A 16858-nucleotide genomic window follows, 5' to 3' on the forward strand; every position below is an offset into this window, starting at 1 on the left:
GCTCCGGTCGTGGAGGCCTTCGGAAGAGGGCCTCCCGCGGGCCGGAAAATGCGACACCCGGGTGGAAGTACGACACTTCGTAGGACCCGTGCCGCAGTTCGTGTGTCATGGGGTTACGATCCATAGAGCGCACGAATTTCATGCGTCCACCTCGGGCACGGGGAGACGCGCTTTCAGGAGGATCAGTGACTGCCCTAGCGCCCCAGCCAGTCCCCGAGCTGACGGCTTCACGGCCGTACCCGCCCCGTATGGGGCCCAAGGGATCGTTCATCCACAAGATGGTGACGACCACCGATCCGAAGACGCTCGGGATCATGTACATGGTCACGTCGTTCGGCTTCTTCTTGTTCGGTGGCGTCCTCGCCCTGCTCATGCGTGCGGAGCTCGCCCTCCCGGGCATGCAGTTCCTGTCGAACGAGCAGTACAACCAGCTCTTCACCATGCACGGCACGATCATGTTGCTGCTGTACGCGACGCCCATCGTGTTCGCGTTCGCCAACTACATCCTCCCGCTGCAGATCGGTGCGCCCGACGTGGCGTTCCCACGTCTGAACGCGTTCAGCTACTGGCTGTACCTGTTCGGCGCACTCATCGCCTCGGCGGGCTTCATCACCCCCGGTGGCGCTGCAGACTTCGGCTGGACGGCCTACACGCCGCTCACCGACGCCGTGCACTCGCCGGGCGTGGGCGCGGACTTCTGGATCATGGGCCTCGCGCTCTCGGGCCTCGGCACCATCCTCGGTGGCGTGAACATGATCACGACGGTCATCTGCCTGCGTGCCCCGGGCATGACCATGTTCCGGATGCCGATCTTCACCTGGAACATCTTCGTGACGATGATCCTCGTGCTGCTCGCCTTCCCGCTGCTCACCGCGGCACTGCTGGGACTGGCGGCCGACAGACACCTGGGTGCGCACCTGTTCGATCCGGCCACGGGCGGTGTGTTGCTGTGGCAGCACCTGTTCTGGTTCTTCGGTCACCCCGAGGTGTACATCATCGCGCTGCCGTTCTTCGGCATCGTGTCGGAGATCTTCCCGGTCTTCTCCCGTAAGCCGCTGTTCGGTTACACGGGCCTGATCTACGCCACCATCGCCATCGCGGCGCTGTCCATCGCCGTGTGGGCCCACCACATGTACGCGACCGGTGCGGTGCTGCTGCCGTTCTTCTCCTTCATGACGTTCCTCATCGCCGTCCCGACGGGTGTGAAGTTCTTCAACTGGATCGGCACGATGTGGAAGGGCCAGCTGACGTTCGAGACGCCGATGCTGTTCTCGGTCGGCTTCCTGGTCACGTTCCTCTTCGGTGGTCTGTCCGGTGTGCTGCTCGCCAGCCCGCCCATCGACTTCCACGTCACCGACTCCTACTTCGTGGTGGCGCACTTCCACTACGTGCTGTTCGGCACGATCGTGTTCGCGACCTACGCCGGTATCTACTTCTGGTTCCCGAAGATGACGGGCCGGATGATGGACGAGGCTCTCGGCAAGTGGCACTTCTGGGCCACCTTCGTCGGCTTCCACGCCACGTTCCTGGTGCAGCACTGGCTCGGCGCCGAGGGATTCCCGCGTCGCTACGCGGACTACCTCCCGTCCGACGGCTTCACGGTGCTCAACTCGATCTCGACGGTCGGTGCCTTCGTCCTCGGCGCCTCGACGTTGCCGTTCCTCTGGAACGTCTTCAAGAGCTACCGCTACGGCGAGGTCGTCACGGTCGACGATCCGTGGGGCTACGGCAACTCCCTGGAGTGGGCGACCAGCTGCCCGCCGCCGCGCCACAACTTCGTGGAGCTCCCGCGTATCCGCTCCGAGCGCCCCGCGTTCGAGCTGCACTACCCGCACATGGTCGAACGCATGCGAGACGAAGCGCATGTGGGACCGGGCCACGGTGGAGGCAAGACCACCGAGGTGCTCGAGCAGGCACGCCGCGCGCCGATCGCGACCAGCGATCACGAAGGTTCGGGCGACCGCGACAAGTAGTCCTCTCGTTCCACGACCGTTCCAGCGACGAGCCCCTCTCCTCACGGTGAGGGGCTTTTCGTGTGACAAGGAGATACCTCGATGGTGGAGACACCACCCCCGCCGACGTCCGTGCTCGTGACGGTCACCGGCGGTGACAAGCCCGGTGTCACATCCGTGCTCTTCGCCTCGCTGGCGCGACACGACGTCAGCGTCGTGGACGTGGAGCAGGTGGTCATTCGCGGTCGCCTGACGCTCGGTGTCCTGGGCAGTTGCCCCGGGGACGTCGAGAGTTTGCAGGAGCACCTCGAGGAGGCCATGGGCACGGTGGGTGTCCACGTCGACGTCGAGGTCGGGGGAGCGCACGGTCGTTCGCCCCTCTCCACCCACGTCGTCGTCGTGTTGGGACGGCCCGTCACCGCGCGAGCCATCAGCGTGCTGTCGAGCGAACTCGCGCGACAGGGCGCCAACATCGACTCGATCCGCGGTATCGCCGACTACCCGGTGACGGGACTCGAGTTGTTGGTCTCGGCCCGTCCGCAGGAGGAGGGCGGGCTGTCGAGCGACGAGGCCGACGAGGCGTTGCGGTCGGCGCTCGCGACCGTGGCTGCCGGAGTCGGTATCGACGTCGCCGTCGAACGGTCCGGACTGGCTCGTCGAGCGAAGCGCCTCATCGTGTTCGACGTCGACTCGACGCTGGTGCAGGGCGAGGTCATCGAGATGCTCGCGGCGCGGGCCGGAGTCGAGGACGAGGTCCGAGCCGTCACCGAGGCGGCCATGCGAGGCGAGATCGACTTCGCGGAGTCACTGCACCGTCGAGTCGCGACCCTCGCCGGGTTGGACGCATCGGTCATCGACGACGTCGCCGAGGATCTCGAGCTCACGCCGGGCGCGCGCACCACCATTCGGACGTTGCGACGACTCGGCTATCACTGCGGCGTGGTGTCGGGCGGTTTCCGGCAGGTGATCGAGGGCTTGGCGCACGAGCTCGAACTGGACTTCGTGAAGGCGAACACCCTGGAGATCGTCGACGGCAAGCTCACCGGGCGCGTGATCGGCGATGTCGTCGATCGCGCGGCGAAGGCGGTGGCGCTGCGCCAGTTCGCCTCACAGGTCGGCGTGCCGATGGAGCAGACGGTGGCGGTCGGCGACGGTGCCAACGACATCGACATGCTCACCGCGGCGGGTCTCGGCATCGCCTTCAACGCGAAGCCGGCGCTGCGCGAGGTCGCGGACGCGGCGCTGTCCTATCCGTTCCTCGACGCGCTGCTCTTCGTCCTCGGTGTCACCCGCAGTGAGATCGAGGCCGCCGACTCCCTCGACGGCGGGGTTCGCCGCATCCCCATCCCGTGATCGACGAGGGTCCCCTGGAGGACGTCCGGCCGTCCACCCTCGAGGAGCGCCACGCGGTGCTGGTGGCCGGGACGAGTGCGGCCGGTTCCTACGGCTCGCGAGTCGATCCGCCCGATCCTGCCGACGTGCGCGCGATGCCGCTGGTGCTCCACATCCCCAAGGTCGATCCGCCGGCCCGGTCCGACCTGCTGGCCGCGGCGGCGTCCGCGACGCTGCAGGTGTGCCTGGACGAGCGCATCGCCCCGGGCGGTCCCTGGCACGAGGAGTACACGGCGTGGCTGGGTGCGCGGATCCGCAAGGTGTCCCGTCGCGCGCGGGGCGCGCAGTGGACGGCGGCGCAGGAGGTGGACGGCGTGACCGTCGACGTGGGCGGGGCGTCGGCTCGGGCCTATGTGCCGTGCCGTGTGGGTGATCTGGACCCGAGGCTGCGCAAGCTCCAGGTGGGAGGCACCGACCTGCCGGCCGACGACCCGGGATCGCACGCCGAGGGTGCCGTGCGGCTCTGGGTGGACGCGGAGCTCGAGATGACCGTCGGCAAGACCGCCGCCCAGGTGGGACACGCCGTGATGCTCGCTGCCGGTGCCATGACGGTCGAGGACGTCCGGGCGTGGCAGGACGCGCAGTGGGCCGTCAGCGTCCGTGATGCCGATGCCGAGACCTGGTCTCGCCTCGTGGCCGAGTGCGAGCGCGGCACCGCCGTCGGCGTGCGGGACGCGGGCTACACGGAGGTCGCCCCCGGGTCGATGACCGTGATCGCCGAGCTGGACGTCCCGCGCACCGCCTGAGTCAGGACGGGATCGTCGAGATGTAGACGAGCACGATCGGACCGGCCACTCGGACGGTGCTTCCCGCGGTGACGGGCGACGCGTCCACCGGTCGACCGTCGGGTGTCGCGGAGTCGAAGACGGGAACGTAACCGGGAGCCTCGTTCGGCCCGTGTCGACGGTGATCGGGGAGGACGATGTTCGCATCGCCTCCCGAGTGCACCACCAGCAGAGCCGAATCGAAGGTCTCCGCCTCGACCCCTGCGTGTCGGAGCGCGGGGATGCGCACGTCGGATCCGTCGACCCAGGCCTGCAGGGTCCGGGCGTGATCGTCGTTCCACCGATCGCCGACGATCTCGGCCCCGTCGTGGTCGAACCACATGAGATCCGGTTCGCCGCTGGGTGTGTCACGACCGGCGAAGAACTCCTGTTGGCGCAGAACGGGTGCCGATCGACGCAGCCGCAGTGCTCGTCCCAGAGTCGCCGTCAGGGCGTCGTCCCGTCTCGACCAGTCGATCGCGTGCGCATCCGCGGCCGATGTTCCCTGCGGCACGCAGTAGGCATTGTTGTTGCCGTGCTGCGTGTGTCCCAGTTCGTCGCCGGCCAGGAACATGGGTGTCCCGGTGGACAGGGCCAGGGTCGACAGCAGCGCACGCACGTGTCGATCGCGCGCCGCGAGCACGGCGGGGTCCTCGGTCTCGCCCTCGACGCCGTGATTCACCGAGAGGTTGTTGTCGGTGCCGTCGCGGTTGGACTCGCCGTTGGCCTCGTTGTGCTTGGCGGTGTAGGACACCAGGTCTCGCGCGGTGAAGCCGTCGTGAGCGGTGACGAAGTTGACGGACGCCCACGGCCTGCGTCCGGTCGGCGCGAACAGATCCTCGGATCCCGCGAGGCGGGACGCCAGCTCACGCACACCGCCGTGCCCGGCGAAGAAGCGGCGCAGCGTGTCTCGGTAGCGGTCGTTCCACTCGCTCCACACGCCGCCGAACCCGCCGACCTGGTACCCGGGCCCGGTCGCGTCCCACGGCTCGGCGATCAGCTTCGCGCGGCACAGGATCGGGTCGGCCGCGATGGCGCTCAACATCGGGGCGTGCGGATCGAAGCGCCATCCGCCCGGCCTGCCCAGAGTGCTGGCGAGATCGAAGCGGAAGCCGTCGACCCCCAGTTCGGTGACCCAGTACCGCAACGAGTCGCAGACCATCCGGACGACAGCCGGGGACGCGGCGTCGACGGTGTTGCCGCATCCCGTCAGATCGATGTCGTGACCGCGGGCGTCCAGCAGGTAGTACCCGCGCGCGTCCAGGCCGCGCCACGAGAGGGAGGGGCCGTCGACACCGCCCTCGCAGGTGTGGTTGTAGACGACGTCGAGGATCACCTCGATACCCGCCTCGTGCAGCGTGTCGATCATCGTGCGGAACTCGGTGACCTCGGCGCCGGGGACCGAGGCGTAGGACGGTTCGACGGCGAAGTACGAGCCGGTGCTGTAGCCCCAGTGGTTGCGCATCCCTCGGGCGCGCACACCGGGTTCGGTGAGGCACGCGTGCACCGGAAGCAGTTCCACCGCCGTCACACCCAGCGTACGAAGGTGCTCGAGCACCGCAGGGTGAACGAGTCCGAGGTAGGTGCCGCGCAGATTCTCGGGGACGTCCGGATGGGCACCGGTGAACGACCCGACGTGCACCTCGTACACGACGGTGCGGTCCCAGTCGGTCTCGAGTCGCGGTGCGTCCGAGGCCGGCAGGGGAGCGGTGACCACCGCGAGGGGAGCGTGTCCCAGCGAGTCGACCGTCGACTGCGGTCCGAACGGGTCGTCGCGGTACGGCAGGAGGGCTCGCGCGTCGCCGAGGCTGCCGACGATGCGCCGTGCGTAGGGGTCGAGAAGGATCTTGTGCGGATCGAACCGGTGACCGGCTTCGGGATTCCACGGTCCGGAGACGCGGTAGCCGTAGACGGATCCGACGCCGGCCTCGGCGACCACACCGTGCCAGATGCCGTACGTGCGCTGGGTGAGGAGGTGACGCGACTCCCGTGAGTCGGGGCCCGACCCGTCCACCAGACACACCTCGACGGCGTGCGCGTCGGGTGCGTGCACGGCGAAGCAGACGCCGCCCTCCACGGGGTGGGCGCCCAGCGGGAAGGGCCTGCCCGACGCGGCGGCGGACTTCGGTGAGTTCTGTTTGTGCGACACGCGTGCTGATCCTGCCGTGGATGCACCCCGCGCGTGCGGGAAGATGGAAGGCGTGTCCTCTCCTGACCCAGACCTGCTCGTCGAACTCGCCGATGTCTCCGTCGTCCGCGGAGGGACGACCCTCGTCGGCCCCGTCTCCTGGAACGTGGAGCTGGACGAGCGGTGGGTGGTCCTCGGACCGAACGGTGCGGGCAAGACCACGCTGCTGCGCGTCGCCGCGGCGGAGATCTACCCGACCTCCGGCACCGCGCACGTGCTCGGCGAGACGCTCGGGCACGTCGACATCTCGGAACTCAAGCCGCGCATCGGCCTGTCGTCCTCTGCTCTCGCCGGACGCATCCCGTCCGACGAGGTGGTGGCCGATCTGGTCGTGTCGGCGGGGTACGCGGTGCTCGGTCGCTGGCGTGAGAAGTACGACGAGGTGGACGACGAGCGTGCGGTCGACATGCTCGAGACGGCCGGTATCGAGCATCTCGCTCGCCGGACCTTCGGGACTCTGTCCGAGGGCGAACGCAAGCGTGTCCTGATCGCCCGCGCTCTGATGACGGACCCCGAGTTGCTGCTGCTCGACGAGCCGGCCGCGGGTCTCGACCTCGGAGGCCGCGAGGATCTCGTCGCCATCCTCACCGACCTCGCACTCGACCCCGACGCCCCCGCGACGGTGCTGATCACGCACCACGTGGAGGAGATCCCACCGGGCTTCACCCACGCGATGCTGCTCAAGGAGGGCGGAGTCGTGGCGCAGGGTCTCATCGACGACGTCATCACGGAGGAGAACCTGTCCACCGCGTTCAGTCAGGCCATCGCCCTCGAGCGCACCGACGGGCGGTTCTTCGCGCGGCGCAAGCGGTCGCGGTCGTCCCATCGGCGAGCGCGGTGACCGAACCGGTCGCGCTGCGGGACGCCTCCACCGTCATCCTGCTGCGCGATGCGCCGGCAGGGCTCGAGGTCTTCCTGCAGCGGCGAGTCGGACGGATGGCGTTCGCCGCCGGCATGACGGTCTTCCCGGGTGGCGGTGTGGATCCGACCGATCGCACGCCCGCGGACGGGGAGGACCGGTGGGCCGGCCCGTCACCCGCGTGGTGGGCGGCACGGTTCGGCACCGACGACGACGCCGCGGCGCGGGCCCTGGTGCTCGCCGCGGTGCGCGAGACCTTCGAGGAGTGCGGTGTCCTGTTCGCCGGGCCCGACGCGCACACCGTCGTCGCGGACACGTCCGATCACGCCGACCGGCGTCGTGCCGTCGAGAAGCACGAGATCTCGTTCGGTGAGTTCCTGGCCGAGACCCGCCTGGTGGTGCGCTCCGATCTGCTGCGCCCGCACGCCCGTTGGATCACGCCCGAGGGCGAGACGACCCGTCGGTACGACACCCGCTTCTTCGTCGCGGCGCTCCCGTCCGGGCAACGTCCCGACGGCGAGACGTCCGAGGCCGTCGACGCCGCGTGGGTGCGGCCCGCGGATGCCCTCGACGAGTTCCGTCGCGGCGACCGCATGCTGATGCCGCCCACCTGGGCGTGCCTGCGGCATCTCGCCGGTCACGGGTCGGTCGCCCAGGCCATGGCCGCAGAGGCCGATCTGGCGCCGGTGCAGCCCGTCATCAGCGGATCGGGTGGATCCGTGCGGGTGAACTTCGACGGCGCCGACGAGTATCGCGCCGACCTCCCCCCACGCGCCGAGCGGACGTCGAACAGCTAGCGTGCTGGCCATGGCTGAATTCGTGACTCTCGACGTGACCGACGGCATCGGCACCATCCGGCTCTCCCGGCCGCCGATGAACGCCCTGAACCGCCAGGTGCAGGGTGAGCTCCTCGAGGTCTCGCGGGCCGCCGCCGAGGATCCGGACGTCAAGGCGGTCATCGTGTACGGCGGTGAGAAGGTGTTCGCCGCCGGCGCGGACATCAAGGAGATGGCGGAGATGTCCGCGGGCCAGATGACCGACGCGATCGGCGCTCTGCAGGCCGGTCTCGGAGCGATCGCGTCCATCCCGAAGCCCACCGTCGCCGCCATCACCGGATACGCCCTCGGCGGCGGTCTGGAGGTCGCCCTCGGTGCCGATCGCCGCATCGCGGGCGACAACGCGAAGCTCGGCGTCCCCGAGGTGCTGCTCGGCGTCATTCCCGGCGGTGGCGGCACCCAGCGACTCGCCCGGCTGATCGGCCCGAGCCGCGCGAAGGACATGGTGTTCACGGGCCGTTTCGTCGGGGCCGAGGAGGCGCTCGCCGTCGGTCTCGTGGACGAGGTGGTGGCCCCCGATGCCGTGTACGGGGCGGCGCGCGCGTGGGCCGGTCAGTTCGTCCGCGGTGCCTCGCGCGCCCTCGCCGCAGCAAAGGCGGCCATCGACGAGGGTCTGGACACCGACCTCGCGACGGGCCTGAAGATCGAGGCGCACGTCTTCGCCTCGCTGTTCGGTACCGAGGACCGCGCGATCGGCATGGCGTCGTTCCTCGAGAACGGCCCGGGCAAGGCCGACTTCACCGGCAACTAGCCTCCCGCACTCGTTCAGATAGGGTTCCCTTCCATGACCGCTCGTGAACCGCACACCGACACCGCCGCCTCGACCGCACCGTCGGATCCGGCGCCGCGCCCGCACGCGAGTGCCGAGGAAGTGCAGGCCGCACGGTCGGACACCAAGCTGGCCCAGGTGCTCTACCACGACTGGGAAGCGGAGACCTACGACGACAAGTGGTCGATCTCCTACGACCAGCGCTGCATCGACTACGCCCGCGGCCGTTTCGACGCGGTGGCCGGATCCGAGGCCCTGCCGTACGGTCGCGCGCTGGAACTGGGCTGCGGTACCGGCTTCTTCCTGCTCAACCTCATGCAGAGCGGCGTCGCCGCGACCGGGTCGGTCACGGACCTGTCGCCGGGCATGGTCAAGGTCGCGCTGCGCAACGCCGAGAACCTGGGCCTCGACGTGGACGGCCGCGTCGCCGACGCCGAGACCATCCCGTACGAGGACGACACGTTCGATCTCGTCGTCGGTCACGCGGTGCTGCACCACATCCCGGACGTGGAGCAGTCGCTGCGCGAGGTGCTGCGCGTGCTCAAGCCCGGCGGCCGGTTCGTGTTCGCGGGCGAGCCGACGACGGTGGGCAACTTCTACGCGCGGTGGCTGGGGCGTCTCACGTGGGAGGCCACGACCCGCACGACGCGGTTGCCGTTCCTCGCGGACTGGCGTCGCCCGCAGCAGGAGCTGGACGAGTCGTCCCGTGCCGCGGCACTCGAGGCCGTCGTCGATCTGCACACCTTCGACCCGACGGAGCTCGAGAACATCGCCGTCGCCGCCGGTGCGGACGACGTGCAGGCCAAGACCGAGGAGTTCGCCGCAGCGCTGCTGGGCTGGCCGGTCCGCACCTTCGAGGCGGCGGTGCCGGCGGAGAAGCTGGGTTGGGGCTGGGCGAGGTTCGCGTTCAACGGCTGGAAGTCGCTGTCCTGGCTCGACGAGAACGTGCTGCACCACGTCGTGCCCCGTGGCTACTTCTACAACGTGATGATCACGGGCACGAAGCCGGACACCGGCGCGCTCTGACGCGTCGGTGGGATACTCGTTCGACCTCGACGACGTCGAGTACCTGGCCGGGGCGTCCGACGCGCTGGCCGCGGTCGGTGACCGTGCGCTGACGCCCGCCACGCTGGTCTCGGACATCGGCCGGATCCGCAGCGCCTTCGGTGACCGCGCCGCCGCGCTGATCGAGACGGTCACCCTGCGTCGCAAGGCCGCGACCAAGCTGCCGTTCGCCGGAACGTGGTTGGTCACCGACGACGCGGTGCAGCAGGCCACCACCGAACAGGTGTCCCGGCACCGGGCCGAGCGGCTGCGCGGACGTCGCATCCACGACGTCACCTGCTCGATCGGCACCGAACTGCACACCCTGCACTCGGTCGCGGACATCGTGGTGGGTAGCGATCTCGATCCGGTGCGGTTGGCCATGGCACGACACAACGTTCCCGACGTGGCCGTGCTGCGTGCCGACGCGGTGGCCCCCACCACGCGCGGCACCGTCGTCGTCGCCGACCCCGGCCGCCGCGCCGGCGGCCGCCGCCGTCACGACCCCGCAGCCCTCGAACCCCCGCTTCCGGACCTCCTCGACGCCTATGCCGGCCGCGACCTGGTGGTCAAGTGCGCACCGGGTCTCGACGTCGACCGTCTCGACCTCGCGAGCCGACACACGCGGGCCGAGGTCGAACTCGTCTCCCTCGACGGCGCCGTCCGCGAGGCGTGCCTCTGGCTGGGGGAGGTGGCGGACCCCGCTGTGCGTCGCCGTGCGACGGTGCTCCGGTCGGACGGTTCCGCGTGGGAGGTGACGGACGCCGACTCGGACGCCATCGACGACGATCGTGCCCCGGGCAGGTACATCGTCGATCCCGACGGCGCCGTCGTGCGGGCCGGTCTCGTGCGCCACTACGCCGCGAGACATGGACTGTGGCAACTGGATCCACGCATCGCGCACCTCACGGGAGACGCGATACCGGAGGGGACGACGGGCTTCGAGATCCTCGACAGGTTGCCCTTCACCGAGAAGGTGTTGCGCAAGCGGCTCGCGGAGCTGGGATGCGGGTCGCTCGAGATTATCGTCCGTGGCATCGACGTCGATCCTGCGTTGCTGCGCCCCCGGCTCGATCTCCGGGGCACCGTGCCGCTGGGGCTCGTGATCACCCGGATCGGGCGCTCGGGGGTGGCCTTCGTGTGCGGGCCGCGTACCGGGCCTCAGCGGAACGAGTAGAGGGATCCCAGCGCGGTCGGGACGACCACCTCGCCGTCCGAGCCGACGACGACTCCGGGGCTGTAGCCCTCGGCGCCGGGGAGCGCGTCGGTGTCGACCGTCTCGCCGGTGGCCGTGTCGAAGGTGACGAGTGCGAGCCCGTCACCGTCGCCGACCACCGTGTAGCCCGTGGTGCCACCCGCCAGTGCGGAGGAACCCTGTGTCACGAGATCTGGCCGCTCCCAGAGCGTCTCGGGTCGCTCGCCCGCATCGCGGATCGCCCGCAGATGCGACCCCGCGCCGCCCGCGGGGACGATGGTGCCGTCCGCAGCGACGGACACACTTCCTGCCGCGCGGTCACCGACGAAGTAGGACCAGATCTCGGAGCCGTCCTCGGTGGAGTACGCACGCACGGTGCCGTCGATGTCCGTGAGGTACACACGGTCACCGTCGGGTGACACCACGGGGCTCGACGTCACGGCGGAGGGAAGCAGGGGCGACGACCACGCCTCGGTGAGGCCGGGGGAGTCACCGCCGGTGTAGGACAGCGCCACGAGCTGGGGAGCGACGGCGCCGGCGCGCCACAGGACGAGGTAGACGGTCGAGGACTCCAGATCGACGGCCGGTGCCGCCGCGACGGCGCAGTCCGGCCCACCGCCCAGGCAGGCCAGCAGACCGTCGTCCGCGGGCCGCAGCGTGGTGTTCGGCGCGTCCAGGGGCGTGGGATTGGGGTTCAGGTCCAGTACGGGTGCGACCGCGTTCCCGGTCTGGTTGCTCAGCACGTTGATCTGACCAAACTGGGTGACCACCAGGACGTTGCCGTCGGGCAGGAACTGCGGGGTGCGCGGTACCCCGTAGACCGGTGTGCGCCAGCGCAGTTGACCGTTCTGGTTGATCGAGCTCATGCTGCCGTCGTCACCGGCGTAGAGGTTGGACGCCGAGTCGGCGACCGCGGTCGACGAGACGCCGGAGGGTCCGAGCGAGTTGCAGAACCGCTTGCGTCCGGTCTCGCCCTGGAACGATCCGAGCGCGCAGCCGGCGTCTCCGGTCATCGTCACCGTGATCTGACCGTTGGGCGCGACGGAGGGACGTGTGGACGTGGGAGCGCCGAGAGGGCGGGTCCAGTCGAGAGCGAGGGAGCGACTGCCCTCGGTGGTCACGGAGGCGGAGTTGTGGGCGTCGGCGAGACCGCCGCGCCAGCCCTCGTCGCCCAGGATGTCGATGGGCCCGGAGTCACTGCCACAGGCCCCGAGGGCGAGGGCGCCGACCGCGAGGAGAGCGGCACCGGCTCGACGAGTGCGCACCGAGGTACGCGGGTTCTCGTCGTGCATGCACTCTCCTGATGTCGGGTGATCGGCTCGCACGAGACTAACGGCTGAAACGATGCGTCACGGTTCCGACCCCCGGTGGTCGGCCCCCGGGTTCCCTGCGGCGGCGCCGACAGTAATGTGCCGCCCATGACCAGCATGTGGAACGCGCCGTTGCGCACCCGGTGGCGAGGATCGCGGCGACGCGACCCCGACCAGGCGCGCTTCCTCACGCTCGCGTCGCTGCGCTGGGTGATCGGCCACAAGGCGTACACGCCCTGGTACCTGGTGCGGTACTACCGCCTCGCGCGTTTCAAGGCCGCGAACCCGCACGTGGTGTTGCGCGGAATGGTCTTCCTCGGCAAGAACGTCGAGATCCACGCGACGCCCGAGCTGGCGCGACTCGAGATCGGTCGCTGGGTGCACATCGGTGACGGCAACGCGATCCGCTGCCACGAGGGGTCGCTGCGCATCGGTGACAAGGTGGTGTTCGGCAAGGACAACGTCGTCAACACCTATCTCGACATCGAGATCGGTGCGTCCACCCTCGTCGCCGACTGGTGCTACATCTGCGATTTCGATCATCGGACCGAGGACATCACGGTGCCGATCAAGGATCAGGGCATCGTCAAGTCGCCGGTGCGGATCGGCCCGGACACGTGGATCGCCGCGAAGGTGACCGTGCTGCGGGAGACCGTCGTCGGTCGCGGCTGCGTCCTGGGCGCGCACGCGGTGGTCAAGGGTCACGTGCCCGACTACGGGATCGCGGTCGGCGCACCCGCACGAGTGGTCCGGAACCGTCGCACCGACTGGGAGGCCGGCGCGGAGGACCGCGCGGCGTACGTCGCCGCACTGGAGGACATCGCCCGCAAGAAGTCGCTCGGGAGCGAGTGACTCAGTCCCGTTCGGGCAGTGGACGTTCGCTGATCGTGGGCCTGCCCAGCGGAAAGCGCACCCGGCGCTTCGCGGTGGAGTAGACCGTGGCGGTCTCGCGGGCCACGGAGTGCCAGTCGAAGTCGGACGTGAGTCGCGCACGTGCCGCGTCACTCCGGGTACGTGCCGCAGCGGGGTCGTCGAGTGTGCGCCGCACCGCCGTCGCCAAGGAGCCGACATCGCCGGGAACGAAGGACATCCCGGTGACGCCGTCGACGACGGCTTCGCCCAGGCCGCCCGCGGTGGAGGCGACGAGCGGTGTGCCGGCCGCGGCGCCCTCGAGGGCGATGATGCCGAAGGGCTCGTATCGACTCGGCAGCACCAGCGCGTCGGCCCGGTGCAGATGCCCGAGAACGCCGTCGTGGCCGAGGGATCCGACGAACGTCACCGCCCGGCGCACCCGGTGCACACGCGCCAGATCGACGAGGTGGTCGAGCTGGGTCCCGTCGCCGACGACGGTGAGCGTGGTGCCGGGGTGCGTCCGTCGGACACGGGGGAGTGCCGCTATCAGATCCTGCACCCCCTTCTCGTACTCCAACCGACCCACGAAGAGCAGGGACGGGGCGCCGATGCGTGGCGCGCGAGGACTATACGTCCAGGTCCGGGTGTCGATGCCGTTGCGTATCACGTGGACCGGGGACGGAAGCGGACCGAAGAGGCGGACCACCTCGTCCTCCATTCCCGCGGAACACGTGATGACGGAATCGGATTCGTGCGCCAGCCACCATTCCACGGAGTGCACCTGGCGGTTCACGCGGCCGGAGACCCATCCGCTGTGGCGTCCGGCCTCCGTCGCGTGGATCGTCGAGACCAGCGGGACGTCGTAGTACTCGGCGAGCGCGATCGCCGGGTGCGCCACCAGCCAGTCGTGGGCATGGACGACGTCGGGAACCCACCCCTCGCCGATGCCGGGCTTGGAGAGTGCGAGGCCGGCGCGCACCATCGCGTGACCCATCGCGAGCGTCCACTCCAGCATGTCCACTCCGAAGGTGAAGTGCGCCGGATCCTCGGCCACGGCGACGACGAGCACGCCCTCGGCGACCGAGCTCACGGTGGGGTGGGTCGCCGCGTCGGAACCCGTGGGGCGGCGGGAGAGGACCACCACCTCGTGTCCGGCCGCGGCCAGTTCCACCGCGAGATGGTGGACGTGGCGACCGAGGCCGCCGACCACCACGGGCGGGTACTCCCACGAGATCATCAGGACCTTCACGCCCGCACCTCCCGACCCGTCGGTTGCAGACGCCGCGCATCGAGGTCCGGGAACAGATCGTCCGCCTGGTTCCACCCGGATGCAAGGTCGGCGGCTCGTGCGTGATGCCCGTGCACGCGGGCGTCGGCGATCTCGCGCACCGCGTGAGCGTGCTTGTGGGCGCGGTCGCGGGCGTACTGCGCGGCCGAGTCCTTGCTCACCATGAAGGCCCAGTCGCTCGAGACGGTGAGCATCGTCTCGCGCAGGATCTGGTCCGCGACACGGTCTCGCAGACCGCCGGGGGGTGCCGCGTCGACGGCGTCGAGCGCGGTGGCGGTGACCTCGGCGTTGAGATCGACCAGGTCGCGGACGGGATCGCCCGCCCACACCCGCCAGTCCTTCCCGCTGCCCCAGGAGGTGTCAGGGAGGTCGACGGGGTCACCGACGTAGCCGTCTCGCTTCGCGCCCGCGAGTGTCCCGACGCGGATGCCGGCCTCGGGGAGCGCACGCAGGATGCCGGCCAACCATGCCGGACCCTCGTGCCACCAGTGTCCGAAGAGCTCGGTGTCGAAGGCGGCGACCACCAGTGCCGGGGACCCGGTGCGCGCGTGTTCGGAGCGCAGCCGGCGGCGAACCACGTCGACGAAGTCCTCGACGTGCGAGCGGACGGCTGCTGCGGCGCGCTCCGGTTCGTACGGTGCCTTGTCCGGGCCCGCGACGCTTCTGCCGGTGACCCGGGACGGCTTCAGCCCGGTGTCGTGGTCGTAGGTGTGGAAGTCGCGGTACGCGGAATGACCGGGATAACCGGACTTCGGTGACCACACGCGATAGCTGACCGGGAGATCGCGACCGAACGCGACGACGTGGGTGTCGCCGACCGGACGGCCGCACGTCGTGTCTCCGTGCAGAGCCGGGCCGTCGACCATGAAGTGTCCGACGCCCGCGGCGGCGTAGTCGAGTTCCATCCCTGCGGTGAAGGCGCACTCGGGTGCCCAGATGCCCTCGGTGCCGCGGCCCCACCGGCGTACGGCGTCGGCGCGTCCCTCGCGGAGCGCGAACGTCCGCAGTCGTGGGTCGAGAAGAGGTTGGAACGGGTGCATCGACGGCCCACCGAGCAGTTCGACGGCGCCGGAGTCGGCCAGTTCGCGCAGTCGGGGGGCGCCGCCGTGGCGCCAGCGGGTCTCGAACTCGTGCAGAGCGGCAGCCGATCGCCGGTGTTCGCGGTGACCGAGCGCGCGGCGGTCCGGGTCACGGGACCCGGCGGCTTCGGCGGCGCGGAGCTGCCAGTTGCCGAGCCAGTGATGCATCCCGTCGAGGCTGTACGGATCGTCCAGTTGGGCGGCGAGTACCGGCGTCACGCCGAGGGTCACAAGATCGGTGCAGCCCTCGTCGGCAAGGGTCCGCAGTTCGCGGACCACGGGCAGGTACGAATCTGCCCACGACTGGTAGAGCCACTCCTCCCCGACGGGCCACCGGCCCTGGTGGGCGAGCCACGGGAGATGGGAGTGCAGGACGAGCGCGAACATGCCCGGTTCGTCGGCCGAGGGCGCGCCCGTCACGTGCTGGACGGTTTCCGGGCCACCGCGACGAGATCCAGGCTCTCGTCGATCGCCTCGGCGTGGATGTCGAAGTCGTCGACGGTGATGCCGGCGACGTCGGCGACGAGGGCCTCCGGCCACGGCTCACCGGCGAGGGCGCGGTCGATCTGCGCGTCGATGAACGATCCGCCGTGGGCCGCGTCGAGTTCGCGCAGTCGCTCGCCGTGATGCACGCCGATCATCGACTCGATCTCGAATCCGTTGTCGAACAGTAGTTCCCGTAGTTCCGCGGCTGCGAGTTCGCGGGTGTGGAAGGGGTTGAGCGGGGTGTCCCGGCCGGGGGAGAACGTGATGCGGTTGGGAGTGCTGACGAGGAGGACGCCGCCGGGAACCAGAACCCGGAGGCACTCCCGCAGGAACTCGGCCTGGTCCCACAGATGTTCGATCACCTGGAAGTTGACGACGACGTCGACGCTCTCGCCGCGCAGCGGCAGCATCGCGAGGTTGCCTCGGGTCATGGCGACCGACGGGTACCGGCGAGCGACGTGTTCGGCGGCGCTGCGATCGTAGTCGAGACCGATCACCCGTGTCGCCGTCCGCGCGATCAAGTCGGCGCCGTAGCCCTCGCCGGAGCCCGCCTCGAGCACCACTCGGTCGGCGCAGGCCGGTGCGAGACGGCGGTACACGACCTCGTGCCGACGGAACCAGTAGTTCTCCTCGGCGATGCCGGGCACGGTGCGCTCGCCGGTGAGCGGGAGGGGTGTCTCGGTCGACACTGTCGTGTCGGTCGCGGCGTCGTTCATCCGGGCGACAGTAGTTCCCACCTGCCCGGTCGAGCGACGCCGGTCGGCGGTCCGAGGGGCCCCTGGGGGTGATTTCTCGGCGCGACAGGAGTAAGTTACCCATCAGTAACCACGAATGGGGTAACGTC

The 16858-nt window shown here is 69.8% G+C and carries 14 protein-coding genes; 9 read left to right on the forward strand and 5 right to left on the reverse strand.

The window, feature by feature from the left end:
* Positions 1-185: 185 nt before the first annotated feature.
* The 3 genes from ctaD (at position 186) to HQ306_RS09005 (ending at position 4090) form a co-directional block, all read left to right on the forward strand.
* On the forward strand, positions 186-1973 hold the full coding sequence (gene ctaD / locus HQ306_RS08995; RefSeq protein WP_027507042.1) for a cytochrome c oxidase subunit I: 1788 nt from the start codon (positions 186-188) through the stop codon (positions 1971-1973).
* Between the two features lie 81 nt (positions 1974-2054).
* Entirely contained in the window at positions 2055-3305 is a 1251-nt protein-coding gene (serB, locus tag HQ306_RS09000) for a phosphoserine phosphatase SerB (RefSeq protein WP_027507041.1), read from the forward strand.
* Positions 3302-4090, forward strand: coding sequence for a peptidyl-tRNA hydrolase (locus tag HQ306_RS09005; protein WP_373428281.1), 789 nt, complete (start codon positions 3302-3304; stop codon positions 4088-4090). The genes serB and HQ306_RS09005 overlap by 4 nt, the downstream gene beginning before the upstream one ends.
* A 1-nt stretch (position 4091) precedes the next feature.
* Here HQ306_RS09005 and glgX read toward each other — a convergent pair whose 3' ends face one another.
* Complete coding sequence (gene glgX / locus HQ306_RS09010; protein WP_222630653.1) at positions 4092-6257, reverse strand: glycogen debranching protein GlgX; 2166 nt, start codon at positions 6255-6257, stop codon at positions 4092-4094.
* A gap of 43 nt (positions 6258-6300) precedes the next feature.
* Between glgX and HQ306_RS09015 the strand changes: the two genes are divergently transcribed.
* The 5 genes from HQ306_RS09015 to HQ306_RS09035 are packed head-to-tail and all read left to right on the forward strand — an operon-like array spanning position 6301 to position 10981.
* Complete coding sequence (locus tag HQ306_RS09015) at positions 6301-7137, forward strand: ABC transporter ATP-binding protein (protein WP_027507055.1); 837 nt, start codon at positions 6301-6303, stop codon at positions 7135-7137.
* Positions 7134-7952, forward strand: a complete 819-nt coding sequence (locus tag HQ306_RS09020; RefSeq protein WP_222630655.1) for an NUDIX hydrolase — start codon at positions 7134-7136, stop codon at positions 7950-7952. The genes HQ306_RS09015 and HQ306_RS09020 overlap by 4 nt, the downstream gene beginning before the upstream one ends.
* Before the next feature lie 10 nt (positions 7953-7962).
* Complete coding sequence (locus HQ306_RS09025) at positions 7963-8742, forward strand: enoyl-CoA hydratase/isomerase family protein (RefSeq protein ID WP_222630657.1); 780 nt, start codon at positions 7963-7965, stop codon at positions 8740-8742.
* A gap of 33 nt (positions 8743-8775) precedes the next feature.
* A complete protein-coding gene (locus tag HQ306_RS09030; RefSeq protein WP_027507036.1) occupies positions 8776-9786 on the forward strand; it encodes a class I SAM-dependent methyltransferase in 1011 nt (336 codons plus the stop codon).
* 7 nt (positions 9787-9793) lie between these two features.
* Positions 9794-10981, forward strand: a complete 1188-nt coding sequence (locus HQ306_RS09035; protein ID WP_222630660.1) for a class I SAM-dependent methyltransferase — start codon at positions 9794-9796, stop codon at positions 10979-10981.
* On the opposite strand, the gene HQ306_RS09040 is transcribed toward HQ306_RS09035, so the two are convergent.
* On the reverse strand, positions 10966-12291 hold the full coding sequence (locus HQ306_RS09040; RefSeq protein ID WP_222630662.1) for a PQQ-binding-like beta-propeller repeat protein: 1326 nt from the start codon (positions 12289-12291) through the stop codon (positions 10966-10968). The genes HQ306_RS09035 and HQ306_RS09040 overlap by 16 nt on opposite strands.
* A 126-nt stretch (positions 12292-12417) precedes the next feature.
* On the opposite strand from HQ306_RS09040, the gene HQ306_RS09045 reads away from it, so the two are divergent.
* The gene (locus HQ306_RS09045; protein WP_027507033.1) at positions 12418-13161 is read left to right on the forward strand and encodes an acyltransferase; all 744 of its coding nucleotides are present in this window, start codon (positions 12418-12420) and stop codon (positions 13159-13161) included.
* A 1-nt stretch (position 13162) separates the two neighbouring features.
* Here HQ306_RS09045 and HQ306_RS09050 read toward each other — a convergent pair whose 3' ends face one another.
* From HQ306_RS09050 to HQ306_RS09060, 3 genes are read right to left on the reverse strand one after another with little or no spacing between them, the layout of a single operon-like run.
* Positions 13163-14410 carry a glycosyltransferase family 4 protein gene (locus tag HQ306_RS09050; RefSeq protein ID WP_222630664.1) on the reverse strand — a complete coding sequence of 416 codons (1248 nt, stop codon included), beginning with the start codon at positions 14408-14410 and terminating at the stop codon, positions 13163-13165.
* Positions 14407-15915 (reverse strand): glycoside hydrolase family 57 protein, encoded by a 1509-nt coding sequence (locus HQ306_RS09055; protein ID WP_222631459.1) that lies wholly within the window; start codon positions 15913-15915, stop codon positions 14407-14409. Before HQ306_RS09055 ends, HQ306_RS09050 begins: the two co-directional genes overlap by 4 nt.
* Before the next feature lie 29 nt (positions 15916-15944).
* Positions 15945-16730 (reverse strand): class I SAM-dependent methyltransferase, encoded by a 786-nt coding sequence (locus tag HQ306_RS09060; protein WP_222630672.1) that lies wholly within the window; start codon positions 16728-16730, stop codon positions 15945-15947.
* Positions 16731-16858 lie beyond the last annotated feature (128 nt).

Source organism: Rhodococcus sp. BP-160 (genome assembly GCF_019836205.1).
GTDB lineage: Bacteria > Actinomycetota > Actinomycetes > Mycobacteriales > Mycobacteriaceae > Rhodococcoides.